The organism is Azospirillum canadense (genome assembly GCF_025961225.1).
Classification (GTDB): domain Bacteria; phylum Pseudomonadota; class Alphaproteobacteria; order Azospirillales; family Azospirillaceae; genus Azospirillum; species Azospirillum canadense.
The window spans coordinates 361,500-385,483 of the sequence record NZ_JAOQNG010000007.1; the positions used below are offsets into that span (position 1 = coordinate 361,500).

Consider the following 23,984-nt stretch of genomic DNA (forward strand, 5'->3'; position numbering starts at 1 on the left):
ACGTTGTCAGGATGTGGTTGGGCGGCGTGCGTCACGCTACGCCTTCGAAAGGATAAGCACTTCGCCGATGCCCTGAACCGAACGGTCGCCGACCAGCCGTCGGGCGCGGGTGCCGACGGTCGGGAAGCCCACGGGCCACGCCCCGCCATCCGTCAATTCCCGCCGCATCAGCTCCAGGAACAGCCAGTCGTTCGCGCCACCGTCCACGAAGCCGGTCGGTAGCGCCTCCGGCGCCTGGGACAGGAGGATGGTTCCGCGGCGCATCGCGAGCCCCAGTTCCGGGCCGCAGGCGGCGCCGACGGCGATGGTCCCGGCGATCATCCGGGCGCCGCATAGGCTGCCCGCCCGCCCGTGAACAGTGATCAGGCCCCGCCGCATCCGTTCGCCGATGCGATCCCCCGCGTTGCCCGCAACGACGACCGCCCCGCCGCTCATGCCGCGCGTGCCGCCGGCCAGCGGCGCGCCCAGGAAGTCGCCGGCGTCGCCGGCAACGCGCAGGCGTCCGCCGGCCATCTCGGCGGCGGCGAAGGCTCCGCAGTCCCCCTCCACGATCAGCGTGCCGCCGCGCATGCCGCTGCCGGCGTAGGCTCCGCAATCCCCTTCGACCAGGATCTCCCCGGCCGCCATGCCCGCCCCCACCCCGTCGAGCGCGGCGGCGCCAGGACGCAGCACCAGCGCTCCCGCCGGGCCGCCGTCCTGGAGGTCGAACAGCGCGTCCAGCCGGTGGCGCCCCTTTCCACGGACCAGCATCAGCCCGGCCAGCGCGGCCCGGCCACCATCCGCCAGTCGATCCGGCAGAACGCCGGTCATGTCGATCGGCGGCCCGGCGGCCTCGACGGGGGTGAGGATGACACCGCTCATGCCATCACCTCGTGCAGGCGGAATTGGTAGCGGCCGAGTTTGCCGCCATAGTTGCCGGCGGTGACCGACACCACCCCGCCGGCCGCCCCCAACCCGACCACCGCACCGATGCCCGCCCGCATGGCGGCGGCGACCGCGTCCGCGCTCACCCCGTCGATCACCAGTTCCAGGATGGACTCCACCCCCTCCGGCACCAGCGACGCGGGCACCGTGCCCCGCAGGGTCGGGCAGAAGGCCGTGTTGGTGGAGGCGATCATCCCCTTGTACTTGCCTCCGATCTTGGAGCCGGAGCGGACCACCCCGCCGGGGAACGGCAGAATAGCGCCGGGCACCTCGCGGATCGCCATGACCGCGGCCTGCGCCGCCGCCAGCCCGGCGCGGCGGTCGACCGCCAGCAGGATGAAATTGCCGCCGCCCACGCCCTCCACCACCGCGGTGGCCGCCTCGCACAGGAACTCCCCGTCCATGACCGGGACGCGCCAATAGCGCCGGTTGCCCACCCGCTTGGCGATCTGCCAGCCATCGCCGAAGTAGCGCAGCGCGTTGCCGAGCGGAATCGTCGGACCATCGTGCAGGCCCGCGTAGCAGGCCGACCCCGGCGAGGTCATCACGCACTGCCCGACGCGACGCCCCACCTGCTTCGCGAGTTCCGCCTTGTTCATCGCGAACAGCAGCACCGCGGCACCCGGCCGGGCGTCCGGCGTCTCGTCCGGCGGCAACAGCCGCTCCACCGCCGCCTCACAGCCGCAGGCGATGACCGAGGTGGCGAAGCCCGTCATGCTGAGCACCGCCGCCTGCACCCAGGCCGGCGTGTCGGCGGTGATCACCAGCCGCGTGCCGAGCATGGGGAAGGCCTCGGCGAAGGTGTCGTCGATGTGGACGCCGTTCAGCCGCATCAAAAAGCTCCCGGCGTGCACGCGTGGCGGACCAGGCCGTTTCCGCCGCGGATTTCCTCCTCCGCGATGCGGAAATGCGCCAGCCGCTGGCCCATGCGTTTGTCGAAGCGGCGGCCCATCCAGGCTTCGATCGTCGGGTCGTAGGCGGGCTCGACCACATGGGTGCGCCCCGCGCCCAGGGCAATCACCACGCCGTTGCGGACGATCAGCCGGCCGTCCTTGAAGACCAGGTCCGGCTTCTCGAACATGGCGCGGCGGTCCGGCCGGTCGGTGTAGACGGTGATGTCCGCCGCCGCCCCCGGCCCAAGATGCCCACGGTCGGCCAGCCCGAGGATCCGCGCGGGTGCGGCGCGGGTCATGGTGGCGATCTCCCCCAGTGTGTATTCGCGCGTCAGAGAGCCGAGGATGGTGTGCTGCGGCAGGTCCGGATGAAGCTCGGCCATCCGGGCGAGGCGGTGGTCGCGGTCCATCAGCAGGCGGATCAGCTCCGGATAGCTGGTGAAGGGCGCACCGTTGGGGTGGTCGGTGGTCAGGAAGATGCGCCAGGGATCCTCGATCAGCAGGAACAGCTCCAGCCCGATGGCCCATTGCAGCGCGTTGACGAAGGCCTTGTCGCGGTAGCGGAAGGGCACGACGCCGCAGCCGGCGTCGCACTCGATGTCCATCATCACCCATTTCTTGGGGTGAGCGAGCCCGGCGTTGCCCATCTGCGCCATGGTGTCGGCCGACGCGGTCACCGTCTGGCCGAACATGATCTGCCCGACGTCCACGGAGATGTTCGGCCGGCGGTTGACCGCCTCCGCGATCCGCGCGGCGGCGGAGGAGAATTTCCGGTCGCCCTCCACGCCGTAGGCGTGGAACTGCACGTGGGTGAGGTGGAGGCGCAGGCCCTCCACCGCCTCGATGCTGTCCAGCGTCGCCTCCGCGTTGCCCGGAACGCCCAGGTTGAAGCCGTGCAGGTGCAGCGGGTGCGGGATGCCGAGCCGATGCACTGCCGCCGCCAGCGCGGTGAGGATGCGGCGCGGCGTTATGGCGTGGAAGGGCCCGGCCTCGTCCACGTTCAGGCGGCGCTGGTTATACTTGAAGGCGTTGATGCCGCCGGGGTTCACCGCCTTGATGGCGAGGCTGCGGGTGGCGTTCAGCATGCAGCCGACGTAATCGGCCACCGCCTCCTCCCCAGCGCCGGAGGCGAGAAGCTCCAGCAGCAGGTCGTCGTTGCCCAGCACGAGGTAGCCGCCGGTGTCGATCAGCGGGATGTCCGCCATCTCCAAGTGCGCGTGGCGGGCGTTGCTGGGCAGCATCGCCGGCTCGAAGGCCGCGGTGTAGCCCATCTGGGCGTAGCGGCAGCCGGTGACGTGGGTGGAGGGGGTGGCGATGGCGCCCCCGCAGCCGCAAGGTTCTTCCGATGCAAGCGCCGCCGCGCGATGCTCCTCCGCCATCAGCAGCCGCGCGATGTTGACCTTCCCGCCAGCGATGTGGCTGTGGATGTCGATGGCCCCGGCCATCACCACCCGGCCGGTCAGGTCGTGGACCTCGTCCGGCGCGGCGCCGGGTCCCGGATCGGCGACGATCCGGCCGTCCTGGACGAACAGGTCGCCGACCGCGCTGTCGCGCCCGTTGGCCGGGTCGTAAATGCGCCCACCGGCGAGTTTCATCAGCATGCGGCGGCCTCCTGCGGCAGCGCGGCGGTGATGGCCGTCAACACGGTCGCGACATCGGGCAAGCCGCGGTCGATCAGGCCCCGCGCGCGCAGCGCGACCACCGTGTCGCTGCGGAAGACATGGCCGGGATGGTCGATGCCCGGCGTGCCGACGGGGATGAAGACGGCCGGCTCAGTGGCAAAGGGGGTTCCCGGCGGGGCCAGGACGATGACCGGCTTGCCCGGCGGAAAGATTGGGACCTCCGGCCGGAAGGACGAAATCCACAGGACGGCGTCCGCCGTGTCCAGGTACCGGTCCCAGGCGAAGCGGTAGGGATCGTGCAGCGGCGCCCCTCCGCCGAGCGAAGCGCGCAGCGGAACCCCGAGTTGCCACGTGCAGACCTGGTTGGCGCCGACCACGTTGTCGTGCCCGGCAAGCGGCAGGCCGGCGCAGCGGGTGTGCCGGTTGACGTCGTGGACGAGGCGGACCAGCCGCTCCACCGTCAGGTCGGCGTGCGGCGCTTGGAAGGCGGAGGCCGCCCAGGCCACCACGGCGTAGCGCGCCTTCAGCAGCCGCTCCGCCAGCGCAGCGATGTCTGCCGCCGGGATGCCCGCTGCGCCGACCGCGCGGGAGGGATCGGGCAGCGCCGCCGTCAACGCCGCCGCCACGTCCCCGATCCGCGCGGGGTCGCCGGGCAGGACCGTGACGGGAAGATTCACCAGCGCAGCCCGCGGCGAGTCCAGCGGTTCGCCGCACAGGAACACCACCTCCCGCGACGGCGGGTTCTGGAAGGCCGGGGTCGGCGCTACCCAGCGCTCGTAGAGGCGCGGGTGGAACGCCGCCGGGTCCGGCCCCGCCACCAGCAGCAGGTCGCAGCGGTTGCGCAATTCCGCCAGCGTCGTTGCGATCCAGCCCGTGCGTTGCAGCACCGCCAGATTGCGGTACAGCCCGTCGGACAAAGCGTGGTCGACCACCGCGCCCAGCCGCTGGGCCAGCGCCAGCGCCGCCCGCACCCCACCGACGTCGGTACCGAGCCCGGCGACCAGCGGCGCACCAGATCCACCCAGCGCCGTGGCCGCCGCGCGCGTCGCGTCTTGCAGCGGCACGGGAGTTCCCGCCACGCGCGGCGGTTCGGCCGGCGGGGTGCGGGCGAAGCGGTCGCGCGCGATCGGGCAGTCGGTGGAGCGCACCGCCAGCCCGCCAGTCTCCGCCTCAACCGTGAGGTCGTCGCAGCCGAGGCCGCAGAAGGGGCACAGGACGTCTTGATGAATCGCCGGATTGCTCGCCATAAGGGCGCCGTCAATCGTACTTGATGTAGGCGAAGCGCATGTCGTCCTTGGGCGTGCCCTCCAGCGCGCCGCCCTCCTTGGCCGGCTGCCACTGCACGACCTCCTCGATCTTGCGGGCGAGTTCGAAGTCCTTGTCGGTGATGCCCTTGGCCGTGTGGGTCTTCAGCCGCACCTCGACCCAGGCGTAGGACACGGTCAGGTCCGGGTGGTGCCACGCGGCCTCGGCCAGATGGCCGACCGTGTTGACCACCATCAGGGTGCCCTTCCAGCTGTTCGTCTTGTACTTCCGACGAATCCAGCCGTCCTCAAAACGCCAACGCGGCAATATTTGCTGCAGCCGCTCTGCGACTTCAGCATCGGAATAGGTGGATTCCTGAACCGCGGCCATGTCTTCCTCCCCGAAGTGACCGAACAGTCTTCACCCCGAAAGAGGTATATACTATTGGATCGGGGTGTTTTTTTGACACAAGATTATCATGATCGAAAAAACGACGCAACTTTCCTTGAACACATGAGGTTCTCATGCCTCTTGGCGTCGACGATGTGGGGGAGGTGCGGGTCACGGCGCCCGCGCGGTTGCATCTGGGATTTCTCGACATGAACGGTGGCCTGGGGCGTCGCTTCGGCAGCCTCGGCCTGACGCTCGACGGAATGGCGACGACCGTCCGGGCCCGCCCGTCCGAACGCCTGCGCGCGGCCGGCCCGTCGGCGGAACGTGCATTGAAGGCCGCGCGGGCGGTGTGCGACCGCTTCCGCTGGCCGGCCTGCGCCGAACTGACGGTGGAGGAGGCCATTCCGGAGCATGTCGGGCTGGGGTCCGGCACGCAGATGGGCTTGGCGGTCGGTACCGCGCTGGCACAGCTTTACGGGCGGCCCCTGCCCGTCCGCAAGCTCGCCGCGGAGCTTGAGCGCGGTGCGCGTTCCGGCATCGGGATCGGCGCCTTCGAGAAGGGCGGCGTGATCCTGGACGGCGGCCGGGGAGCGAGCGACGATCCACCACCCATCGTCGCACGCCTGCCCTTTCCGGAGTCCTGGCGCGTCCTGCTGATCCTGCACCGCGACGGCCAGGGGCTGCACGGCACCGCGGAAGTGCAGGCCTTCAAGACGCTGCCGCCCTTTCCGGCGGAGCGGGCCGGGCATCTGTGCCGCCTGATGGTCATGGCGGCCCTGCCGGCGCTGATCGACGGCGACGCCGACCGCTTCGGGCAGGCGGTGGGCGAGCTGCAACGCACGGTGGGCGACCATTTCGCCCCCGTCCAGGGCGGGCGCTTCACCAGCCCCGCGGTGGCCGACGCGCTGTCCTGGCTGGAGGCGGAGGGCATTCCCGGCGTCGGGCAAAGCTCGTGGGGACCGACCGGCTTCGCCATCGTCGGCGACGCCCGGCGCGCCGAGGCCCTGCTGGCGGAAGCTCGGCGCCGCTGGGCCGGTTCCCCGCTGGAGTTCCACCTGTTCCGCGGCCGCAACGACGGCGCGACCCTTGAGTCCGCCCTGCATCGGGCAACGCTGCGGGTCTCCTGAACCAACCCCACACGATAGGGAAGAGCACGATGGCTGCACCCTACGTCCTGCACATGCTGACACCGCTGAAGCACGTCAGCGCCTTCGACGTCAACATGGCGGCCGACGCCGGCATGGCGACCCTGTTCCCCTACACCGAGGTTGCGCCGGAGGAGGTCACCGGCATCACCCAGGACGCTATGTTTTCCCGCGATCCGGCCAACGCGGCGCGCACCGGGCTGTTCATCGGCGGACGGGACGCGCTGGTGGCGCTGGACATGATGGACGCGGCGCGCAAGGCGATGTTCCCGCCCTTCACCATCTCCGTCATGGTCGACCCGTCCGGCGCCTTTACCACGGCCGGCGCCATGGTCGCCGTGGTCGAGCGCGCGTTGCGCCGCACCCGTCCAGAGGGGATCAAAGGCCTGTCCGTGCAGGTCTATGGCGCCACCGGAGTGGTCGGCGGCACCGCCGCGGTCATCGCCGCCCTGGCCGGTGCGCGGGTCACGATGGTCAGCCACCGCGGCCTGTCCGGTGTGGAACCCAAGGCCGCCGAATTCCGCCGCCGCTTCGGCGTGGAACTTGCCTGCGCCGACGCCCCCGACGATGCAACCAAGGAAAAGCTGCTGACGGACGCGGAGGTCGTGTTCGCCTGCGGGCGCGCCGGGATGCAGATCCTGTCGGCGCGCAACCTCGCCGCGGCGGGGCGCCTGCTGGCGGCGGCGGACATCAATGCCGTCCCGCCATCGGGAATCGAGGGCGTCGCCGCCAAGGATGACGGCGCGCCGCTGCCCGGCGGGCGCGGGGTCGGCATCGGTGCGCTCGCGGTCGGCAACGTCAAGTTCCGGGTGCAGCACGCCCTGCTGAAGCGCCTCGCCGACGCGGACAAGGCCGTGTACCTGGACTTCCGCGATGCCTACGATGCCGCCCGCCAGATCGCCGGCTGAGGGACCGGACGTCGCCCCGGACGTCGTTGTCGTCGCCCTGTCGGCGCGTGCGCTGGCCGCCGCGGCGCGCCGGGCGGGCCGGCGCCCGGCGGCCATCGACCTGTTCGCCGACCATGACACCCGCCAGCTTGCGGAACCCTGCATCCGCCTGCCCTCCGACGCCCTGCGCCTGGACATTACCGCCCTGCTGGACGCCCTGGCGAGGCCGGAGTTACGCGGCCTGCCGCTGGTCTACGGCGCCGGGTTCGAGGAGGCTCCGGCCCTTCTGGCGCGCATCGCGGAAGACCGGCCGCTGTTCGGCAACCGCGCCGATGTGGTGGCGCGCGTGAAGGACCCGTTTCGCTTTGCTGAGACCCTGGACCGGCTGGGCATTCCCCATCCCCCCGTCGCGCGGTCGCTGGGCGGCCCGCCAAGCAACCACCTGCTCAAGCGGATCGGAGGCAGCGGGGGCGGGCACATCGCGCCCGCATCGGCCGCGACAGCCCAACCGGGCTGGTACTTCCAGCGCCGCGTCAGCGGCCATGCGGTGTCGGTCCTCTTCCTCGCCGACGGTCGGCGGGCGGTCATTGTCGGGCTCAGCCGGCAGTGGTCCTCGCCGACCGCGGAAAGCCCCTACCGTTACGGTGGCGCCGCCGGGCCGTGGCGCTGTCCGAAGCGCATCGCCCAGGCCTTGGCCGACATGATGAACCGCCTCACCACAGCGTTCGGACTGGTCGGGCTGAACAGCGCGGACTTCCTGCTGAACGGACAGGGCTTTCACCTGTTGGAGATCAATCCGCGGCCGGGGGCGACCATGGATGTCTTCGACCGCGACCCGATGCCGCCGCTGTTCACCTTGCACCTGGAGGCCTGCGCCGGCCGCCTCCCCGACCGCTTGCCGGCGCTGCCGGACTGCCGGGCGGCGGAGGTGGTCTACGCCGACGCCCCCACCTCGATCGGCGCCGACCTGCGCTGGCCGGACTGGACCGCGGATCGCCCCGTGACGCCCGCCGCACTCGCGGCTGGCCAGCCGGTCTGCACGGTGCTGGGCGACGGCGACGGCGTCCGCGCGGCACGGCGCCACGTCGAGCGGCGACGGCGGCAACTGGCCGCCTCCGCCATGATGGAGTTGCAAGCATGACCACGGAAACGCCTTCCGACCAGCGCCCAAGCCTTGCGGAGCTTTCGTCGCCGCTGGTGGAGCGGCTGGTGGCCGATGCGGCGGTGCTGCGCCTCGGCATCCAGCGCGTCGGGGAGGCCTGCGTCATCGACGCCGGCATCCGCCATCCCGGCGGCCTGGAGGCCGGGCGGCGCATCGCGGAGCTGTGCATGGGCGGCCTCGGCCGGGTTGCGCTCGGCCCGGTGCCCGGCGTGCCGGCTTGGCCGTTCGGCGTCACGGTCCACAGCGCCCAGCCGGTGCTGGCGTGCCTCGGCAGCCAATACGCCGGGTGGAGCCTCAGCCATGGCAGCGGCAAGAGCGCCTTCTTCGCGCTGGGCTCCGGTCCCGGCCGCGCGCTGGCGCGGCAGGAGACGTTGTTCGACGAACTCGGCTACCAGGACACCGCCGACAGCGCCGCCTTCGTGCTGGAGGTGGGGACGGTGCCTCCGGCCGAGCTGGTCGCCCACATCGCGTCCACCTGCGGGATCGCCGCGGACCGTCTGACCCTGGTCCTCACCCCGACCCAGAGCCTCGCCGGTACCACCCAGGTGGTCGCCCGAGTGCTGGAGGTGGCGTTGCACAAGCTGCACGCCCTGGGCTTCCCGCTCGGCCACGTCGTCGACGGGATCGGCATGGCGCCGCTGCCTCCGCCGGGCGGCGGATTCCTGACGGCCATGGGCCGCACCAACGACGCGATCCTCTACGGCGGCACGGTGCACCTGCACGTCACAGGCCCGGACGACGAGGCGGAGGATCTGGCCAAGCGCCTGCCCTCCTCCGCCTCGCGCGACCATGGGCAGCCCTTCGCGGAGGTCTTCGCGGCGGTGAAGGGCGACTTCTACGCCATCGACTCCATGCTGTTCAGCCCGGCGCGCGTGACCGTCACCGCCATCGACAGCGGACGCAGTTTCCAAGCGGGCGAGCTGACGCCCGACCTTGTGGAGCGCTCGTTCCGCGATGTCCGGTGAGCGCACCGCCCTGATCCTCACCGAACGGCCGGACTGGCACACGCCGCGCCTCGTCCGCGCCATCGAGGCGCGCGGCCTGCCCTGCCGTTGCGTCTCGCCGCGGCGCTGCGGGATCGCCGCCGGACATACCGCCACCGGGCTGCTGATCCCCGGCTTCGAGGACGAACTGCCGGCCGGCGTGTTCGTCCGGGCGGTGGGCCAGGGCAGCTTCGAGCAGGTGACGCTGCGGCTCGGCGTCCTCCACGCGCTGCGCGACCTCGGCGTGCCAGTCTACAACGACGCGCGGGCCATTGAGCGCTGTGTGGACAAGAGCATGACGAGCTTTCTCCTCACCCGCGCCGGCCTGCCGACCCCGCCCGCGCTGGCCGCCCAGGACGCCGAGCCCGCCCGCCGCGTTCTGGAGCGCACACCCGACCAGGTGCTGAAGCCGCTGTTCGGCGCGCAGGGACGCGGCTTGCTGCGGCTGGACGGTCCGGAGGCTCTGCCCGACGCCGACAGCGTGGCCGGGGTCTACTACCTCCAGCCCTTCATCCCGCCGCGGACGGAGGGCGCGTGGCACGACCGGCGGGTGTTCGTGGCCGGCGGACGGGCGGTCGCCGCGATGACCCGGCACGGCAAGAGCTGGGTCACCAACGTCCACCAGGGTGCGGCGTGCGAGGCCGCCTCTGCCGACGACGAACCCGCCGACCTCGCCGTCCGCGCCGCGCGGGCGGTCGGGGCGGGCTACGCCGGGGTCGACCTGATCCAGGACCGGGCGGGACGCTGGCTGGTGCTGGAGGTCAACAGCATGCCAGCCTGGCAGGGATTGCAACGCGTCAGCGCGGTGGACATCGCCGACGCCCTGGCCGCCGACTTCGTGGAGCGGGTGAACACGCATGACCAGCCACGCAAATGACTGACTGGGCGCCTATCCCCCCTGACCGTAGCTCCGGCATCGCCGGCGCCTACCGCGCCGCCTGCCACCTGGAACTGCGGGCGCTGAAGCCCGGCAACGTTCACATACACGCGGACGGGCATGGGATGAGCGTCGGCCAGTTCCTCGCCAGCGCCGACATCACCGCGCCGATCCTCGCCCGGCCGGACCTGAGCGTCGGGGAACGGATCTTTGAGGCGGTCGCCGCCACGCGGGCGGCCGTCGGCTGCAACACGAACCTCGGCATCCTGCTACTCGCAGCACCCCTGGCCCAAGCCGCACTGACCGGCGGCGGTCCCCTGCGCGACCGGCTGGGCCGTGTTCTCGCCAACCTGACGGTGGACGACGCGGATCTGGCGTTCCGCGCCATCGCGCTGGCCGAACCCGCCGGGCTCGGGCGGGTGGACGGGGCGGACGTCCACGCCCCGGCGCGGGTGACCCTGCTCGCCGCCATGCAGGAGGCGCAAGACCGCGACCGGATCGCTTGGCAGTACGCAACCAACTTCGCGGACGTGTTCGAGACGGGCGTGCCGTGCCTCCGGCACTGGCTGGACGCCGGGGAGAGTTATGAACAAGCGACGGAACGGCTGTACATCCATCTTCTTTCCACCGTGCTCGACAGCCATGTCGCCCGCAAGTACGGGTTAGAACGCGCTGAATGGTTACGCGGGCGGGCATCGGAATTGAGGGAAAACAAGGCCCCGGATCGTGCATTCACGCTAACGCGATCGCGCTTGGGGGAACTGGACCGCGAACTCAAATACAATGGCGTCAATCCGGGGACGACCGCGGATATTGTTGTGGGCTGCCTGCTTGCGCACTGGATCATGCAATCGCCATAGCAGTCCATAATAACGGGGGCTCGTCGAGAAAGACGCGCCGCGCAAATAACGCCTGAAAGCTAGGGAGAAAGGACATGCCGATGTGGGGAGGACAATCCGCGAAGATCAACCGCGTTCTTGTCGGTGAGTCGCTGGTCGGTGATGGGAACGAGGTCGCCCACATCGATCTGATCATGGGGCCGCGCGGCAGCGCCGTGGAAACGGCTTTTTGCAACGCGTTGACCAACAACAAGGACGGCTTCACGTCCCTTCTCGCCGTGGTCGCGCCCAACCTGATGTGCAAGCCGGCCACCATCCTGTTCAACAAGGTCACGATCAAGGGCGCGGAGCAGGCGGTGCAGATGTTCGGCCCCGCCCAGCACGCCGTCGCCAAGGCCGTGGCCGACTGCGTGGCGGAAGGCACGATCCCGCAGGAGGAGATCGACAACATCTTCATCTGCGTCGGCGTCTTCATCCATTGGGAAGCCAAGGACAACGCCAAGATCCAGGACTACAACTACCGCGCCACCAAGGAAGCCATCGAACGCGCGGTCGCCAGCTTCCCAAGCGCGCAGGACCTTATGAGCCAGAAGGACAAGGTGAAGCACCCCTTCGCCGCGTGATCCCTTCACAGGGCCTGCAAATCCGCGAGTCCAATGCGGCCGTCGTGCAGCGCCGTCGCCACCAGGGCACCGGCGCTGCCACGCGCGGCCAGTTCCCGGAGGTCGTCGCCGCCGCGCACGCCCCCGGCGGCGAACAGGCGCGCGTCCGGCTCGGCCCCTCGAATCTTTGCACCGATTTCCGCGAGGCGACCCCAGTCCGGTCCCTCCCCGGATCCCACGCGAGCGAGCGTCATGGCGATGATCCGCCGCGGCCACAGGTCGGTGCGGTCCAGCAATTCGGCCGGCCCGACAAACCGGTCGCGGAAATCGAGCGACAGGACGACGCCCTCCCACGCGGCATCGCCTCTCAGTTGTTCCAGCGGCTCGATCCCCGACAGGCTCTCGCTGCCGAGCACCGCGTCGCCGACGCCCGACGCAACGAAGCGGCGCACCACGTCCGCGCTGCGAAAGCCGGCGTCGACCCAGAATCCCGTTCCCGAAAAGGCCGCCCGCAACCGCGCCAGGACCGGCTGGTTGTCCCCTGTCCCTTCGATGGCGTCGAGATCGGCCACATAGACGACCTGGAACGGGTGCAGGCCGAGAAGGCCGCCGACCACCGCCACCGGATCGTTGCCGCTGCACAGCGGGGAGCGCAGCGGCGCGTACCGGCCCCGGTCGCCGCGCCGGGCGTGCACCACGCCGCCATCCCGCAGGTCGATCACCGGAACGACTTGGAACATCTCTCCTCCCTCGGCTTTCTTACGGACGGACGACATGCGCATCCTGGTCTGTGAGTTCGTGACCGGCGGCGGCATGCCCCCGGACGCCCCCATCCCCTCCAGCCTTGCCCGCGAGGGCGACCTGATGCTCCGCGCCCTGGTCGACGACCTGCTGGAGATTCCAGAGGTCGAGGTCATGGTCACGCGCGACGCCCGCCTCCCACCGCTCCGGCCGCCCGTGCGCAGCATAACCATCGACGACCCCCGCGAGTCCTGGGCCCTTTGGGAGGATCTCGCCCGGGAGGCGGACGCCGTCTGGCCCATCGCACCGGAGACGGAGGGCGCGCTGGAACGCTTCAGCCGCATGGTCGAGTCCGCCGGTCGCCGTCTGCTCAACAGCCCGGCCGATGCGGTGGCTGTCGCGTCCAGCAAGGCGGCGACCGCCGACGCCCTATCCGCCGCCGGATTGCCTGTAGCACCGGTCTGGCACGTCGGCGCCCTCGGCGCTGACCGACCGCCGGGGGATGGCCCCTGGGTCGTCAAGCCCGACGACGGGGCGGGATGCGTCGACACCCGGCTGCTCCGTGACCGCGGCGACTGGATCGCGTGGCGGGGAGAGGTCAACCGCGCCGGCTTCGTGGCGCAGCCTTTCCAGCCCGGCACGCCCGCCAGCCTGTCGATGCTGTGCCGCGATGGGCGCGCTTGGCTGCTGACCGTCAACCGCCAGGATGTTTCCCTGTCTGGGCAGTCCTTCGCCTATGGCGGGGGGATCGTCGGCGGTATGCCGTCAACGCCGCCCCTGGCCGGCCTCGCCCAAGGCGTCGCCGCGGCGCTGCCGGGCCTGTTCGGCTATGTGGGCGTGGATTTCATCGCCGGACCGGACGGCCCGACGATCCTGGAGGTCAACCCGCGCCTCACCACCTCCTATGTGGGCCTGCGGCGCGCGACCGGGCTGAACGGCGCCGCGGCGGTGCTGGACTTGGCGCGCGCCCCACCGGTCCCGCCGAGGCCGGTGGAGCGGGTGGAACCCGTCCTTCTGAACCTTGAGGGGTAAGGCATGGAACGCGGCGGATTGATCGGGCTGGACATCGGCGGCGCCCACCTGAAAGCGGCCCGGTTCGACGAGGCGGGCACGCTGCGCGACCTCGATCAATGGCCCTGCCCGCTCTGGCAAGGCCTCGACCGGCTGGAGACCGCCATCGCGACGGCGCTCAATCGCTGGGGCCGCCCCCGGCGCGTCGCCGCGACCATGACCGGCGAGTTGGCGGACCTGTTCGACGATCGGGCGGACGGTGTCCGCCACATCGCAGCGACGCTGCGCACAGCCCTCCCCGGCACGACCCTCGCTTTCTTCGCCGGTCCGCGTGGGCTGGTGCCGGAGGAGGCCGTTGCGGACTGCGCGGACGCGGTGGCCTCGGCCAACTGGTACGCCACGGCGCTGGTGGCGGCCGAGGCTGGGGACGGAATCCTGGTCGATGTCGGCAGCACGACGACCGACATCGTCCCGCTCGGCGACGGTGGCCCGCGCCACGCCGGCTATTCCGACGCGGAACGGCTGGAGAGCGGGGAACTGGTCTACACGGGCATCGTGCGCACCCCGGTCATGGCCGTGGCCCGCGCCGTTCCCCACGCCGGAGGCTGGCGGACGCTGATGGCGGAGTTGTTCGCCACCATGGCCGACGTGCACCGCCTGACGGGAACGCTGCCGGACGGCGTCGACCAGCACCCGACGGCGGACGGGCGCGACCACGGCGAGATCGCCAGCGCACGGCGGCTGCTGCGCATGGTGGGCGACGATCTGGGGTCGGATGGCCTTGCGGCGGCGCGCCGGCTCGCCCGTCATCTCGCCGAACGCCAACTGCGGCAGATCGAGGACGCGCTCGACCAAGTGCTGTCGCGGGGCACGGCGGCGGACGCCGCAGCACTGGTGGGCGCCGGGGTCGGCCGCGGCTTGGTGCGCCGCTTGGCGGAGCGCCGGGACCTGCCCTACCATGATTTCGAGGCGCACCTGCCCATCGCGCCGGACTTACGCGAGCGCGTCGGCTGGTTCGCGCCGGCCGTCAGTGTCGGCTGGCTGGCCGCGCACCGCGACCCCCGGACCTGAGACCCCCGGAGCGCCACGGCGGTTGCGCCGCACAAACACTTTTGCTCGGTTGCCGCGCCCTTTGGCACCGCCCCATACTCGCCGGAATGGACAGGACGCAGGAACGGACGATGGCGGGCGCGGCCATGCTTGGGGGCTGGCTGCTGGGCATCTGTCTGTTGGGCGTTTGGATTTTCTGGGCGGCACCGGTGTCGGCCGATCCCTTGCCCGTGTCCGAGGTCGCCCCCGGGGTCTTCGTGCATGCGGGCCTTTACGAGGAAACCGACACCGCCAACGCCGGCGACATCGCCAATTGCGGGTTCATCGTGGGGGACGACGCCGTCGCCGTGATCGACACCGGCGGGTCTCCGGCGGTCGGCCAGCGGCTGCGCGAGGCGATCCGGGCCCACACCGACCGGCCCGTCCGCTACGTCGTCAACACCCACATGCACCCGGATCATGTGCTGGGAAACGCGGCCTTTCTGCCCGACCAGCCGGACTTCGTGGCGCATCGCAATTTCCAGGCGGCGCTGATGGCGCGCGGCAACCATTACCTTCACGCCTTCGACGCCGCGGTCGGCGCCGAGGCAGGCGCGGAGGCGCGGATCATTCCGCCGACGGTCACCGTGTCCGACCGGCTGGAGTTGGACCTGGGCCGGCGCGTGGTGGAACTGGTCGCGCGCCCGGTGGCGCACACGGACAACGACCTGACGGTGTTCGACCGGCAGACGGCGACGCTCTGGACCGGCGACCTGTTGTTCATGGAGCGGGCGCCGGCCATCGACGGGTCCGTGCTCGGCTGGATCCGCCTGCTCGACGGCCTTGCGGCGGAGCCGGCAGCGCGCGTCGTCCCCGGCCATGGGCCGCTATCGGCGCCGTGGCCGGAAGCGGCACGGGACTTGCGCCGCTACCTGGACCGCGTGGTCACCGGCGTCCGTGCCATCCAGGCCGCGCACGGCACCATCCAGCAGGCGGCCGACACGGTCGCCACCGACGAGGCGCCGCGCTGGCGGCTGTTCGACGGCTACAACCCGCGCAACGTGACCGCGGCCTTCGCCGAACTGGAATGGGAATGAGAGGGGAGGATGCAATGACGACACCGCAGCGGAGCTTGGGTCCATGGGCCGGCACGGCGCTGGCGGCATGGCTGTGCCTCAGCGCCGGAACGGCGTCGGCGGCCCCTCAGGACGAGCGCTGGGACATGCTGCGCGACATGTATTTCTCCGGACGGGCGGTCGAGGATGCCGGACCGCTCCTCAGCCTGGAGGCGCCGACGCGCGCCAACGACGCGGCGATCGTGCCGATCCGGATCGCGACGGCTCCCGAGTCAGGAGTCCAGGTGAACGCGGTCCACCTGATCGTCGATCAGAATCCGGTGCCACTGGCCGCCACTTTCCGGTTCGCCCAGGGGGGCAGCCCGCAGGCGATCGAAACCCGCGTGCGCGTCAACGCCTACACCAACGTCACCGCCGTCGCCGAAACCAGCGACGGGCGGCTGCTCCGCACCACGCAGTTCGTCAAGGCGTCCGGGGGCTGTTCGGCGCCGGCCCTGAAAAACGCGCAGCTTACCGTCGCCCGCATGGGCAAGATGAAGCTGAACCTGCCCGACGGCATCGTCGCGGGCAGGCCGGTGACCGCACAGCTGCTGATCAGCCATCCCAACTACACGGGGATGCAGTACGACCAGCTCAACTATTATTTCATTCCAGCCCACTACGTGAAAACGATCAACGTCCGCTACAATGGGGCGTCTGTGCTCTCCGTACAGTCGGACATCTCGTTGAGCGAGGATCCCAGCGTCCACTTCTCCCTGGTTCCGGAGGAGCAGGGCACGCTGGAGGTCACGGCCGAGGATTCGAACGGGCGCATCTTCAAGGACAGCTGGCCGATCAAGGCCCTTCCGGGATCGTAGGCGGACAGCCCTGCAAAGACGGGATGCTCAGAAGCACTTCAGGTCGGCGGCGACCTGGACCTGCCGGAACTCGTCCAGCAAATCCTTGACCCACCCCACGCCGCGCATCAAGGAGGCACGCTCTCCGGGCATGTCCTGCAGCGTCCGCGCGGTCTCCACCGCCACATAGCTGTCGTAGGGGAAATGCGCGGCGATCTCGTCAATGCTGCAGGAGCATTTGCGCACGACGTCCGGCCCCTGGCCGTTGGACATCATGCAGCCGAGCACGTAATCGACGCGGGCGTAGGTGGGATAACCATCGTCGGCGCGCGCCGTGCCGACACCAGCGAGAAGCGCAACCAGCGCAACCGGAACGGCAAGTCTCGTCATGGGCCTCGTCATGGAATGAGTCCACGCTGTTCTGCCAATGGGCGTCCGGTCATGGTGTGGCGATCCCGCGTTTCGCCTCAAGCACGCATTCGGAGACGCGCGTTCGGAGACGGCCGCAGGACTACGCTCCGCCGGCGCGTTCCCAAGGAGGAGGAGCAAAGCCCGCGATTCCAAACCCATTTTGCGCTGGACCGTCACCGCCGAAATCGTCGACGATGAACGAAGCACAAGACTAAAACAATCGCTGCATTCGCCCTTGATTCGATATCCATGCCAAATCAACGCCGTGTTTTTTTAATTTTTCCAATTACAAACCCGTGAACGCGCTGTTTTTATTTTTGCATTGCAGCAATTATATCCGTATTTTCCACGCCACTCTCCATAAGTATCATGGTCGCGTCCTGGGCGTGCCGATAGGCTTTCCTCAAGAGGGCCGACACCCCAGATGGTCCTCGCCATCCATCGGAGGGAACGCACCATGAAGACCTGGCGCAAACCGAAAATCCGCGAGATCGCCGTCGGCACCGAAATCAACGCCTACGCCTGCGCCCAGCTGTAACGGCTTTTACGCAAGGACGCACAGGGCGGCGGCGGGATCGAACCGGCCCGCTGCCGCCGCATGCGCCACGCCACGTGCGCCATGCCCCAAGCGTCATGCCACAAGCGTCATGGAGGATCCCAGACGTCATGACGGCGCCTGAACCGCCCTACGCCGTTCTGGCCGAACTGACCCACCGCTGTCCCTTGGCCTGTCCCTACTGCTCCAACCCGCTGGCGCTGGAGGCCAAAGCCGGTGAACTCGACACCGACAGCTGGAAACGGGTGCTGACTGAGGCCGCCGACATCGGGGTCCTGCAAATCCATTTCTCCGGCGGAGAGCCCTGCGCGCGCACCGACCTGGAAGCGCTGGTGGAACACGCCACGCAGGCCGGGCTCTACAGCAACCTCATCACGTCGGCCGTCACGCTCGACCGCCGCCGGCTGGATCGGCTGAAGGCGGCGGGCCTCCAGCATGTGCAGATCAGCTTCCAGGACACGCGACCGGAGGGGAACGACCGCGTCGCCGGCTTCCCCGGCGCTCATGAGCGCAAGCGCCGCGCCGCCCGCGACGTGGTCGCGGCGGGCTTGGCTCTGACGGTGAACGCCGTGGTGCACCGGCACAACATCGACCATGCGGACGAGTTCTTCGACCTCGCCCTCGACCTGGGCGCCGGCCGCATCGAGGTGGCCAACGTGCAGTATTACGGCTGGGGGCTGCTGAACCGCGCGGCGCTCATGCCGACACGCGACCAGCTGCTGCGCATGGATGCCGTGGTCCGCGACCGGATCCCCGGGCTCAAGGGACGGCTGGTCGTCGACTACGTCGTTCCCGACTATTACGCCCACCGGCCCAAGGCCTGCATGGGTGGGTGGGGGCGGCGCTTCATCAACATCACGCCGTCCGGCAAGGTCCTGCCCTGCCACGCCGCCGAGACGATCCCCGGCCTGACGTTCGAGACGGTGCGCGACCGCCCGCTCGGCGCCATCTGGCGGGATTCGCCGGCCTTCGAGCGGTTCCGCGGGACGGGCTGGATGCCGCCGCCCTGCCGGGACTGCGACCGCCGGGAAATCGACTGGGGCGGCTGCCGCTGCCAGGCGCTCGCCCTGTCCGGGGACGCGGCCGCCACCGATCCCGTGTGCGAACTGGCGCCGGACCACGCGCAGGTCGCGGCGCTTGCGGAGCGCGAGGCGGCACAAGGCGACGAGCCTTTTGTGTATCGGCGCCATTCGTAGCGATTCCAAATTCGCTAGGCCAAGATCGCCGCAAGAAAACCGTCGCCGTTTTGGCGTATCATCGCGTCACACCCGGAACGAAGAGGGCGACCGCGATGATCACGCCGACGATGATGAAAGCCGCCGCCCTCGCGCTCGCCTTGTCCGTTTCGGCGGTCGCGCCGGCAACGGCCGATGTGGTCAAGGTCGGGATCATCGGCCCCTTCTCCGGCCCCTACGCACTGTTCGGCCGGAGCTTCCAAGTGGGCATCGGTGCCTACACGGCGGCGCACGGCGACCGCGCCGGCCAACACGAGGTGAAGTTCATCTACCGCGACCTCGACGCGCCCAACCCGGCGCGGGCGAAGGCCATCGCGCAGGAGCTGATCGTCAAGGACGATGTCCGGTATCTGGGTGGTGTGTATTTCACGCCGGACGCCCTGGCCATCGCCCCCCTGCTGGACGAGGCGAAGGTGCCGCTCGTCGTGTTCAACGCCGCGGCGTCGGCGATCACCGAGAAAAGCCCCCACATCGTCCGCACCTCCTTCACGATCTGGCAGAACACGGTGCCGGCCGCGCAGGCCGCCGCCCGGACGCTCGGCGCGCGGAAGGTGGCGATCGTGGTCAGCGACTACGCGCCGGGCCTCGACGCGGAGAAGGCCTTCAAGACCACCTTCGAATCGCTGGGCGGCACGATCGCCGACAGCGTCCGGGTGCCGCTGAGCGCCACCGATTTCGCCCCGGTGATGCAGAGGATCCGCGACTCCGGCGCCGACACGACCTTCGCCTTCCTGCCGAGCGGCCCCGCGACCTTCGCCTTCGTGAAGGCCTTTCACGAGACCGGGCTGAAGGCGCGCGGCGTCAAGTTGCTGACCACGGGCGACGTGGTGCCCGAACCGGACCTGCCGGCGCTGGGCGACGCCAGTCTCGGCGTCTACTCCACCTACCACTACGCCTCGTCGCACGAGTCGGCGGAGAACAAGGATTTCCTGGCGAGCGTCGAGAAGGCCGGCGGGCGGATCGAGGAGGTCACCATGGCCACGGTCGGCGCCTACGACGGGGCACGCCTGATCTACGCCATGATCGAACGCAACGGCGCCACCCACGATCCCGAACAGGCGCTGGCCGCGGTCAAGGGCGCCAGCTGGATCAGCCCGCGCGGTCCGGTCAGCATCGATCCCCAGTCCCGGCACATCCGCCAGACCGTCTATCTGCGGGTCGTCACCAAGGACGGTTCGCGGTACGTCAACAAGGAGCTGGACGCCTATCCGGACCAGCCCGACTACGGCTACGGCCTGCGCTGAGGTTGGGCGCTGAGGTCAGGCGGGCTGCCGCGGCTCGAACCGGGCGAACCACTGGCCCGTGCCGTCCGGCGCGGCGGCGTCGTAATGGAGCGACGACAGGCGCAGGCGGCCGGCATTTCCCAACCCCGGCCCCACCGTCATGGTGTGGAAGCTCTCGCCGCCCAGCAGGCGATGCGCAACGGTGAGGTAGAGCCGCGACAGCACTCCGTCCCGCAGCATGGTCGACAGCATGCGGGGGCCGGCCAGCAGGTACAGGCTGCGAAAGCCGAGGGCGCCAAGCTCCCGGACCAGAGGCGCACCTTCCACCCACGCGCCGTCACCGGCGATGATGACCGGGTAACCGCGCGCCCGCAGCGCCTCGACCCGCTCGGGCGGCGCCTGCCGGCCCGTCGCGATCAGGACCCGCTGCGACGCCCGCGCCAAGGAGTCCGGGATCGGGAAGTCGAGGCTTGCGCTGGCGATCACCACGGCGGGCTGGGGGGCCAGGCCGTTCTCCGCCCGCCAACGCCCCAGGCCGCGGCCCGCGTCCTGTGTCCCGATGTGCAGGACGTCGTCGAGCCGGCCCGCCGCCAGATCGCGCAGGTAACCGCCGTGGGTGATCAGGCAATCGGCCTGCGCCTGCAATTCGAGGAAGAGACGAAAATCGGCCTCGCTGGTGATCTCGACCGGCAGGCTGCTGGTCCCGGACTGCGGATCCCGCAAGGCGATGCGCCCGTCCAGGCTGCCGACGAAGCTTGCGTACACGAAGGGCGCGGCCGGGCTGCCCAGCCTGTGCACGGCGTCCGCCAGGCACAGGCCCGTCAACGCGACCTCTTCCGGCGGTCCGGGGAAGAGCCTCAACACGCTTGCGGCCATCCCCGATGATAACACCGCCGCCCTGGCCACGAAGAGCGCGAAAGGAGCGTGGGGCCTTCCAAAGGACGCGCTAAAGCGGATTGCCATCCGCTTTGGATCGCGCCTGCGGTCCCGGCCAGCAGGCGAGGCCATTTGAATCGAAAGCGAACGGAAGTTCGCTTTAACGGGAAGCGGAACGCTGGTCACGGCGGATGGCCCGCTCCACGTCAGGCAAACCAGCGAGAGACATCGCCGGCCTGACCAACGCCGGCCTGACCAACGCCGGCCTGACCAACGATGGTGACGCTCGCGCCCGGACGCAGATCGATCACGGTGTTGCCGTTTACGACGCGCGCCGAGGCGATCACGCTCTTGAGGTCGAGCGTGGGATCGAACAGCGCCAGCCGGTCGGTGCCGGCGATAAAATCCATCACCATCGCACCACCGGACGAGCCGCCCAGCGCGAAGGTGTCCGCCCCCGCGCCGCCCCACACCGTGTCGGCCCCCTGGTCGAGGAACAGCAGGTCGTCCCCAGCCCCGCCGGACATCACGTCGTCCCCGACGCCGCCGAAGAGCGTGTCGTTGCCGTCCTCGCCGAACAGCGCTTCGTGCCCGGCACCGCCGAACAGGCTGTCGCTGCCGGTCCCGCCAAACAGCGCGTCATCGCCGCCCTCGCCGATCAGGACATCGTTGCCGGCCCCGCCGCCCATGGTGTCCCGGCCGGCGCCGCCGCCCATCAGGTCATTGTCGGCGCCGCCGTCCATCAGGTCGTCGCCGTCACCGCCGTTCATCAGGTCGTCGCCGGCGTCGCCGTACAGCGTGTCGTTGCCGAGCGTGCTGGCCACCGTGTCGTTGCCGCCGCCCGACAACAGGTCGTCGCGGGGGCCCGACAACAGGTCGTCGCCGGGGCCCGACAACAGGTCGTCGCCGGGGCCGAGGATGAGCGACTGGCTGCTGGAGTCGCCATAGACCACGTTGTTGCCCTCGCCGCCGGTCAGCGTCGCCGAACCGATCACCGCGGCGAACTCCACCCGGTCGAGCTGGATGGTCAGCGGCCCGGTGGCGCCGGTGGTGTCCATGACCAGGGCCGTCGGGGTGGTGGTCGCCTGCGTGGCGCCGGTGACGCGGACCGCCGCCCCCGGCGTGCCGGGCGCGGTGAAGGCGAGCGTGCGCAGCAGCAGGGAAGCCTGCTGCGGCAGGGCGTTCAGGAAGCTGGCGCCACCCCCTTCCAGATCGGTGCGCGACGCTGATCCGGCCGCCGTGTGCGCCTCGATCTCACGGATCAGGTCGGCCAGCGTCGGGGACGGCGCCTCGCGGTTCGTCGGGCCGCTCGCCGTCACGCCGACGCCGGTCGGCAGGCCGACCTGCAGCGTGGTCGTCACCACCGGCAGGCCGCTGGTCGGATCGGTCACCGTTTCCTGAAGCAACGGCACATCGGCCAGTCCGGCGTTCGGGGTGCCGGGATCCTCCGCGCGGCCGTCGGTGGTCGCCTGGACCATCACCGTGCTGACGGACTTTCCGTTGGCCTGCCCGGCGGATGTCTGGACCTGGGCACCGTCCACCAGCGTGCCTGCGGCCTTCGTCACGGTCGCCGCCCCGACCGCCGAGGCGTTGCCCGCCGCATCGGTCAGCGTGACCGACAGGGACAGGGTGCCGTCAGCCAAGGCCGAGACGTTGATCCCGCCGACCGTGTCGCTCGCGTTGCCGACCGTTCCCGTCCCCGAAAGAGGGCTGCCGCCGCCCGAGGAGGCGAGCGTCCAGCGGTAGGTCGTCCCGACCTCCGCGCTGGAGAGGACGAAGCCGACGCTGGTCTGCTTGGCGCGGTCGATGGTGCCGCCGGTGAAGGCGACCGACGGCGTCGACGGGGCAACGGTGTCGACGACGACCGACAGGGCGGTGGACACCGAACCGGTGTTGCCCGCCGCGTCGGCCGCCCGCGCGGTGAAGGCGTGGGTGCCGTCCACCAGAGGCGCCGCGCTGAGGTCCACGACCCAGGCCCTCCGGGCGTCGGCGGTGACGGTCGCCACTTCGGTTCCGCCATCGGACAGGACGACGCGGCTGTTGGCCTCGGCGTTGCCGCGGACGTACAGCCGGTTACGGTCGGTGAGCGTCACCGGAAGCGTGCCGGCGTCGGTGCTGGCCGCGGTGATCGTCGGGCTGCCCGGTAGCGTGGTGTCCACCATCGGCAGCGTCAGCGTGCCGGTCGCCGGCGTGGTGGCGCCGTCGCTCACCGTCACCGCGATCGTCGCCGTTGAGGAGGTGCCGCCGGTGATCCGCAAGTTGGCCAGGGTTGCGTTCACGTTGCCGACCGAGCCGGTGATGGTCACGGTGCCGTCGATGGCCGTCGCGACGGTCGCTTGCCCCGCCGCCGTGGTCCCCAGGGCCGCCTGGGTCGGGGCCAGCGTCACCGTCAGCGTGCCGCTGTCGGGATCGGCGCAACCCGACGGCGCGCTTCAACCTGTCGCTGGCGCTGCTCAAAGCGGGGCGGCTGAGCGAGGCCTGGGCCTATTACGAGGCACGTTGGCAGATCGGCGAGTTCCCCGTGCCCAAGGCCCCGGGCCCGCTGTGGAACGGCGAACCGCTGGAGGGCCGCAGCATCCTGCTGCACGCCGAGCAGGGAAACGGCGACGTGCTGCACTTCGTGCGCTACGCTCCCCTGGTGGCGCAGCGCGGCGGCCAAGTCCGCCTGGCCGTGCACAGCGGCTTGCGCCGGTTGATGGAGCGCATTCCCGGATTGCTGTCGGTGCACAACCTGCACGACCCGTTGCCCGTCACCGACCTGCATTGCCCGCTGCTCAGCCTGCCGCGCGCCTTCCGCACGGGGCTCGACAGCATCCCGGCGCACATGCCGTACCTGACCGCCGATCCCGCCGACGTCGAGCGCTGGCGCACCCGGCTGCCCGCCGACGGACGGCTCAGGGTCGGGCTGGTGTGGTCGGGCGATCCACGGCCGCACAGCCCCAAGGCCAACGCGGTCGACCGGCGCCGCAGCCTGACGCTGGACGATTTCGCGCCGCTGGGCGCGATCGACGGGGCTGCCGAGCGCATCGCCTTCGACAGCCTGCAAAAAGGCTCCGCCGCCCAGGCCGAAGACCCGCCAAACGGATTGGCGCTGATTGACCGGATGGACGAGATCGGCGATTTCGCCGACACCGCGGCGCTGATCACCGGGCTCGATTTGGTCACCACGGTGGACACATCCGTCGCGCATCTGGCCGGCGGGTTGGGCAAGCCGGTGTGGGTGCTGTCGCGTTTCGGAGGCTGTTGGCGCTGGCTGACCAATCGCGACGACAGCCCCTGGTACCCGACGCTTCGCCTCTTCCACCAGCCCGAACCCGGCAGCTGGGCGCCCGTGGTTGCGTCCGTGGCAAGGGAGTTGGAGGCGCTGGCGGCCGGGCTGAAGGGCCGTTGCGCTCCGTCGTCCAACGGATCGGCTTGA

General features: G+C 70.4%; 24 protein-coding genes. 15 read left to right on the plus strand and 9 right to left on the minus strand.

Annotated features, from left to right (window positions below; all coding sequences use genetic code 11):
• Positions 1-36 precede the first annotated feature (36 nt).
• Genes M2351_RS29450 through M2351_RS29470 form a run of 5 tightly spaced genes read right to left on the minus strand, consistent with a single transcriptional unit; the run spans position 37 to position 5,074 of the window.
• Positions 37-861, minus strand: a complete 825-nt coding sequence (locus M2351_RS29450; RefSeq protein WP_264659587.1) for a formylmethanofuran dehydrogenase subunit C — start codon at positions 859-861, stop codon at positions 37-39.
• A complete protein-coding gene (gene fhcD / locus M2351_RS29455) occupies positions 858-1,757 on the minus strand; it encodes a formylmethanofuran--tetrahydromethanopterin N-formyltransferase (RefSeq protein ID WP_264659588.1) in 900 nt (299 codons plus the stop codon). The genes M2351_RS29450 and fhcD overlap by 4 nt, the downstream gene beginning before the upstream one ends.
• Positions 1,757-3,418 (minus strand): formylmethanofuran dehydrogenase subunit A, encoded by a 1,662-nt coding sequence (locus M2351_RS29460; protein ID WP_264659589.1) that lies wholly within the window; start codon positions 3,416-3,418, stop codon positions 1,757-1,759. Before M2351_RS29460 ends, fhcD begins: the two co-directional genes overlap by 1 nt.
• On the minus strand, positions 3,412-4,686 hold the full coding sequence (locus M2351_RS29465) for a formylmethanofuran dehydrogenase (RefSeq protein ID WP_264659590.1): 1,275 nt from the start codon (positions 4,684-4,686) through the stop codon (positions 3,412-3,414). The genes M2351_RS29460 and M2351_RS29465 overlap by 7 nt, the downstream gene beginning before the upstream one ends.
• Before the next feature lie 10 nt (positions 4,687-4,696).
• Positions 4,697-5,074 carry a 4a-hydroxytetrahydrobiopterin dehydratase gene (locus tag M2351_RS29470; protein WP_264659591.1) on the minus strand — a complete coding sequence of 126 codons (378 nt, stop codon included), beginning with the start codon at positions 5,072-5,074 and terminating at the stop codon, positions 4,697-4,699.
• Positions 5,075-5,208: 134 nt separating this feature from the next.
• Between M2351_RS29470 and M2351_RS29475 the strand changes: the two genes are divergently transcribed.
• The 7 genes from M2351_RS29475 to fae all read left to right on the plus strand — a co-directional run bounded on the left by M2351_RS29475 (position 5,209) and on the right by fae (position 11,593).
• A complete protein-coding gene (locus tag M2351_RS29475; protein ID WP_264659592.1) occupies positions 5,209-6,204 on the plus strand; it encodes a beta-ribofuranosylaminobenzene 5'-phosphate synthase family protein in 996 nt (331 codons plus the stop codon).
• A 29-nt stretch (positions 6,205-6,233) separates the two neighbouring features.
• Positions 6,234-7,130, plus strand: coding sequence for an NAD(P)-dependent methylenetetrahydromethanopterin dehydrogenase (locus tag M2351_RS29480; RefSeq protein WP_264659593.1), 897 nt, complete (start codon positions 6,234-6,236; stop codon positions 7,128-7,130).
• Positions 7,105-8,250, plus strand: coding sequence for an ATP-grasp domain-containing protein (locus tag M2351_RS29485; RefSeq protein ID WP_264659594.1), 1,146 nt, complete (start codon positions 7,105-7,107; stop codon positions 8,248-8,250). Before M2351_RS29480 ends, M2351_RS29485 begins: the two co-directional genes overlap by 26 nt.
• Positions 8,247-9,236, plus strand: coding sequence for a methenyltetrahydromethanopterin cyclohydrolase (gene mch, locus M2351_RS29490; RefSeq protein WP_264659595.1), 990 nt, complete (start codon positions 8,247-8,249; stop codon positions 9,234-9,236). The genes M2351_RS29485 and mch overlap by 4 nt, the downstream gene beginning before the upstream one ends.
• Complete coding sequence (locus M2351_RS29495; RefSeq protein ID WP_264659596.1) at positions 9,226-10,131, plus strand: ATP-grasp domain-containing protein; 906 nt, start codon at positions 9,226-9,228, stop codon at positions 10,129-10,131. Before mch ends, M2351_RS29495 begins: the two co-directional genes overlap by 11 nt.
• Positions 10,128-10,991 (plus strand): triphosphoribosyl-dephospho-CoA synthase, encoded by an 864-nt coding sequence (locus tag M2351_RS29500; RefSeq protein ID WP_264659597.1) that lies wholly within the window; start codon positions 10,128-10,130, stop codon positions 10,989-10,991. The genes M2351_RS29495 and M2351_RS29500 overlap by 4 nt, the downstream gene beginning before the upstream one ends.
• 74 nt (positions 10,992-11,065) lie before the next feature.
• Positions 11,066-11,593, plus strand: coding sequence for a formaldehyde-activating enzyme (fae, locus tag M2351_RS29505; protein WP_319801942.1), 528 nt, complete (start codon positions 11,066-11,068; stop codon positions 11,591-11,593).
• A gap of 5 nt (positions 11,594-11,598) precedes the next feature.
• On the opposite strand, the gene M2351_RS29510 is transcribed toward fae, so the two are convergent.
• Positions 11,599-12,312, minus strand: coding sequence for a HisA/HisF-related TIM barrel protein (locus tag M2351_RS29510; RefSeq protein ID WP_264659598.1), 714 nt, complete (start codon positions 12,310-12,312; stop codon positions 11,599-11,601).
• Positions 12,313-12,346: 34 nt separating this feature from the next.
• Here M2351_RS29510 and M2351_RS29515 point away from each other — a divergent pair, with 34 nt between their 5' ends.
• The 4 genes from M2351_RS29515 to M2351_RS29530 all read left to right on the plus strand — a co-directional run bounded on the left by M2351_RS29515 (position 12,347) and on the right by M2351_RS29530 (position 16,286).
• Entirely contained in the window at positions 12,347-13,345 is a 999-nt protein-coding gene (locus M2351_RS29515; RefSeq protein WP_264659599.1) for an ATP-grasp domain-containing protein, read from the plus strand.
• A 3-nt stretch (positions 13,346-13,348) separates the two neighbouring features.
• Complete coding sequence (locus M2351_RS29520; protein ID WP_264659600.1) at positions 13,349-14,395, plus strand: hydantoinase/oxoprolinase family protein; 1,047 nt, start codon at positions 13,349-13,351, stop codon at positions 14,393-14,395.
• Positions 14,396-14,505: 110 nt separating this feature from the next.
• The gene (locus M2351_RS29525; RefSeq protein ID WP_264659601.1) at positions 14,506-15,450 is read left to right on the plus strand and encodes a quinoprotein relay system zinc metallohydrolase 2; all 945 of its coding nucleotides are present in this window, start codon (positions 14,506-14,508) and stop codon (positions 15,448-15,450) included.
• A gap of 14 nt (positions 15,451-15,464) precedes the next feature.
• Positions 15,465-16,286, plus strand: coding sequence for a quinoprotein dehydrogenase-associated SoxYZ-like carrier (locus M2351_RS29530; RefSeq protein WP_264659602.1), 822 nt, complete (start codon positions 15,465-15,467; stop codon positions 16,284-16,286).
• A 27-nt stretch (positions 16,287-16,313) separates the two neighbouring features.
• Here the strand turns inward: M2351_RS29530 and M2351_RS29535 are convergent, their stop codons facing one another.
• Positions 16,314-16,655 carry a hypothetical protein gene (locus tag M2351_RS29535; protein ID WP_264659603.1) on the minus strand — a complete coding sequence of 114 codons (342 nt, stop codon included), beginning with the start codon at positions 16,653-16,655 and terminating at the stop codon, positions 16,314-16,316.
• A 445-nt stretch (positions 16,656-17,100) separates the two neighbouring features.
• Between M2351_RS29535 and pqqA the strand changes: the two genes are divergently transcribed.
• The 3 genes from pqqA (at position 17,101) to M2351_RS29550 (ending at position 19,711) form a co-directional block, all read left to right on the plus strand.
• Positions 17,101-17,214 (plus strand): pyrroloquinoline quinone precursor peptide PqqA, encoded by a 114-nt coding sequence (gene pqqA, locus M2351_RS29540; RefSeq protein WP_264659604.1) that lies wholly within the window; start codon positions 17,101-17,103, stop codon positions 17,212-17,214.
• Positions 17,215-17,342: 128 nt separating this feature from the next.
• Positions 17,343-18,428 carry a pyrroloquinoline quinone biosynthesis protein PqqE gene (gene pqqE, locus M2351_RS29545; RefSeq protein WP_264659605.1) on the plus strand — a complete coding sequence of 362 codons (1,086 nt, stop codon included), beginning with the start codon at positions 17,343-17,345 and terminating at the stop codon, positions 18,426-18,428.
• A 95-nt stretch (positions 18,429-18,523) separates the two neighbouring features.
• Positions 18,524-19,711 carry an ABC transporter substrate-binding protein gene (locus M2351_RS29550; protein ID WP_264659606.1) on the plus strand — a complete coding sequence of 396 codons (1,188 nt, stop codon included), beginning with the start codon at positions 18,524-18,526 and terminating at the stop codon, positions 19,709-19,711.
• A 15-nt stretch (positions 19,712-19,726) separates the two neighbouring features.
• On the opposite strand, the gene M2351_RS29555 is transcribed toward M2351_RS29550, so the two are convergent.
• Together M2351_RS29555 and M2351_RS29560 are read right to left on the minus strand one after the other, a co-directional pair.
• Positions 19,727-20,515 carry a RibD family protein gene (locus M2351_RS29555; protein ID WP_264659607.1) on the minus strand — a complete coding sequence of 263 codons (789 nt, stop codon included), beginning with the start codon at positions 20,513-20,515 and terminating at the stop codon, positions 19,727-19,729.
• 257 nt (positions 20,516-20,772) lie between these two features.
• Positions 20,773-22,953, minus strand: coding sequence for an Ig-like domain-containing protein (locus M2351_RS29560; RefSeq protein ID WP_264659608.1), 2,181 nt, complete (start codon positions 22,951-22,953; stop codon positions 20,773-20,775).
• Between the two features lie 134 nt (positions 22,954-23,087).
• Between M2351_RS29560 and M2351_RS29565 the strand changes: the two genes are divergently transcribed.
• A complete protein-coding gene (locus M2351_RS29565; protein WP_264659609.1) occupies positions 23,088-23,984 on the plus strand; it encodes a hypothetical protein in 897 nt (298 codons plus the stop codon).

What these genes read in the sequence shown, in the direction of transcription:
- M2351_RS29450 (WP_264659587.1), bottom strand. Translation starts at nt 861, where the DNA reads ATGAGCGGTGTCATCCTCACCCCCGTCGAGGCCGCCGGGCCGCCGATC.
- fhcD (WP_264659588.1), bottom strand. Translation starts at nt 1,757, where the DNA reads ATGCGGCTGAACGGCGTCCACATCGACGACACCTTCGCCGAGGCCTTC.
- M2351_RS29460 (WP_264659589.1), bottom strand. Translation starts at nt 3,418, where the DNA reads ATGCTGATGAAACTCGCCGGTGGGCGCATTTACGACCCGGCCAACGGG.
- M2351_RS29465 (WP_264659590.1), bottom strand. Translation starts at nt 4,686, where the DNA reads ATGGCGAGCAATCCGGCGATTCATCAAGACGTCCTGTGCCCCTTCTGC.
- M2351_RS29470 (WP_264659591.1), bottom strand. Translation starts at nt 5,074, where the DNA reads ATGGCCGCGGTTCAGGAATCCACCTATTCCGATGCTGAAGTCGCAGAG.
- M2351_RS29475 (WP_264659592.1), top strand. Translation starts at nt 5,209, where the DNA reads ATGCCTCTTGGCGTCGACGATGTGGGGGAGGTGCGGGTCACGGCGCCC.
- M2351_RS29480 (WP_264659593.1), top strand. Translation starts at nt 6,234, where the DNA reads ATGGCTGCACCCTACGTCCTGCACATGCTGACACCGCTGAAGCACGTC.
- M2351_RS29485 (WP_264659594.1), top strand. Translation starts at nt 7,105, where the DNA reads ATGCCGCCCGCCAGATCGCCGGCTGAGGGACCGGACGTCGCCCCGGAC.
- mch (WP_264659595.1), top strand. Translation starts at nt 8,247, where the DNA reads ATGACCACGGAAACGCCTTCCGACCAGCGCCCAAGCCTTGCGGAGCTT.
- M2351_RS29495 (WP_264659596.1), top strand. Translation starts at nt 9,226, where the DNA reads ATGTCCGGTGAGCGCACCGCCCTGATCCTCACCGAACGGCCGGACTGG.
- M2351_RS29500 (WP_264659597.1), top strand. Translation starts at nt 10,128, where the DNA reads ATGACTGACTGGGCGCCTATCCCCCCTGACCGTAGCTCCGGCATCGCC.
- fae (WP_319801942.1), top strand. Translation starts at nt 11,066, where the DNA reads ATGCCGATGTGGGGAGGACAATCCGCGAAGATCAACCGCGTTCTTGTC.
- M2351_RS29510 (WP_264659598.1), bottom strand. Translation starts at nt 12,312, where the DNA reads ATGTTCCAAGTCGTTCCGGTGATCGACCTGCGGGATGGCGGCGTGGTG.
- M2351_RS29515 (WP_264659599.1), top strand. Translation starts at nt 12,347, where the DNA reads ATGCGCATCCTGGTCTGTGAGTTCGTGACCGGCGGCGGCATGCCCCCG.
- M2351_RS29520 (WP_264659600.1), top strand. Translation starts at nt 13,349, where the DNA reads ATGGAACGCGGCGGATTGATCGGGCTGGACATCGGCGGCGCCCACCTG.
- M2351_RS29525 (WP_264659601.1), top strand. Translation starts at nt 14,506, where the DNA reads ATGGCGGGCGCGGCCATGCTTGGGGGCTGGCTGCTGGGCATCTGTCTG.
- M2351_RS29530 (WP_264659602.1), top strand. Translation starts at nt 15,465, where the DNA reads ATGACGACACCGCAGCGGAGCTTGGGTCCATGGGCCGGCACGGCGCTG.
- M2351_RS29535 (WP_264659603.1), bottom strand. Translation starts at nt 16,655, where the DNA reads ATGACGAGACTTGCCGTTCCGGTTGCGCTGGTTGCGCTTCTCGCTGGT.
- pqqA (WP_264659604.1), top strand. Translation starts at nt 17,101, where the DNA reads ATGGTCCTCGCCATCCATCGGAGGGAACGCACCATGAAGACCTGGCGC.
- pqqE (WP_264659605.1), top strand. Translation starts at nt 17,343, where the DNA reads ATGACGGCGCCTGAACCGCCCTACGCCGTTCTGGCCGAACTGACCCAC.
- M2351_RS29550 (WP_264659606.1), top strand. Translation starts at nt 18,524, where the DNA reads ATGATCACGCCGACGATGATGAAAGCCGCCGCCCTCGCGCTCGCCTTG.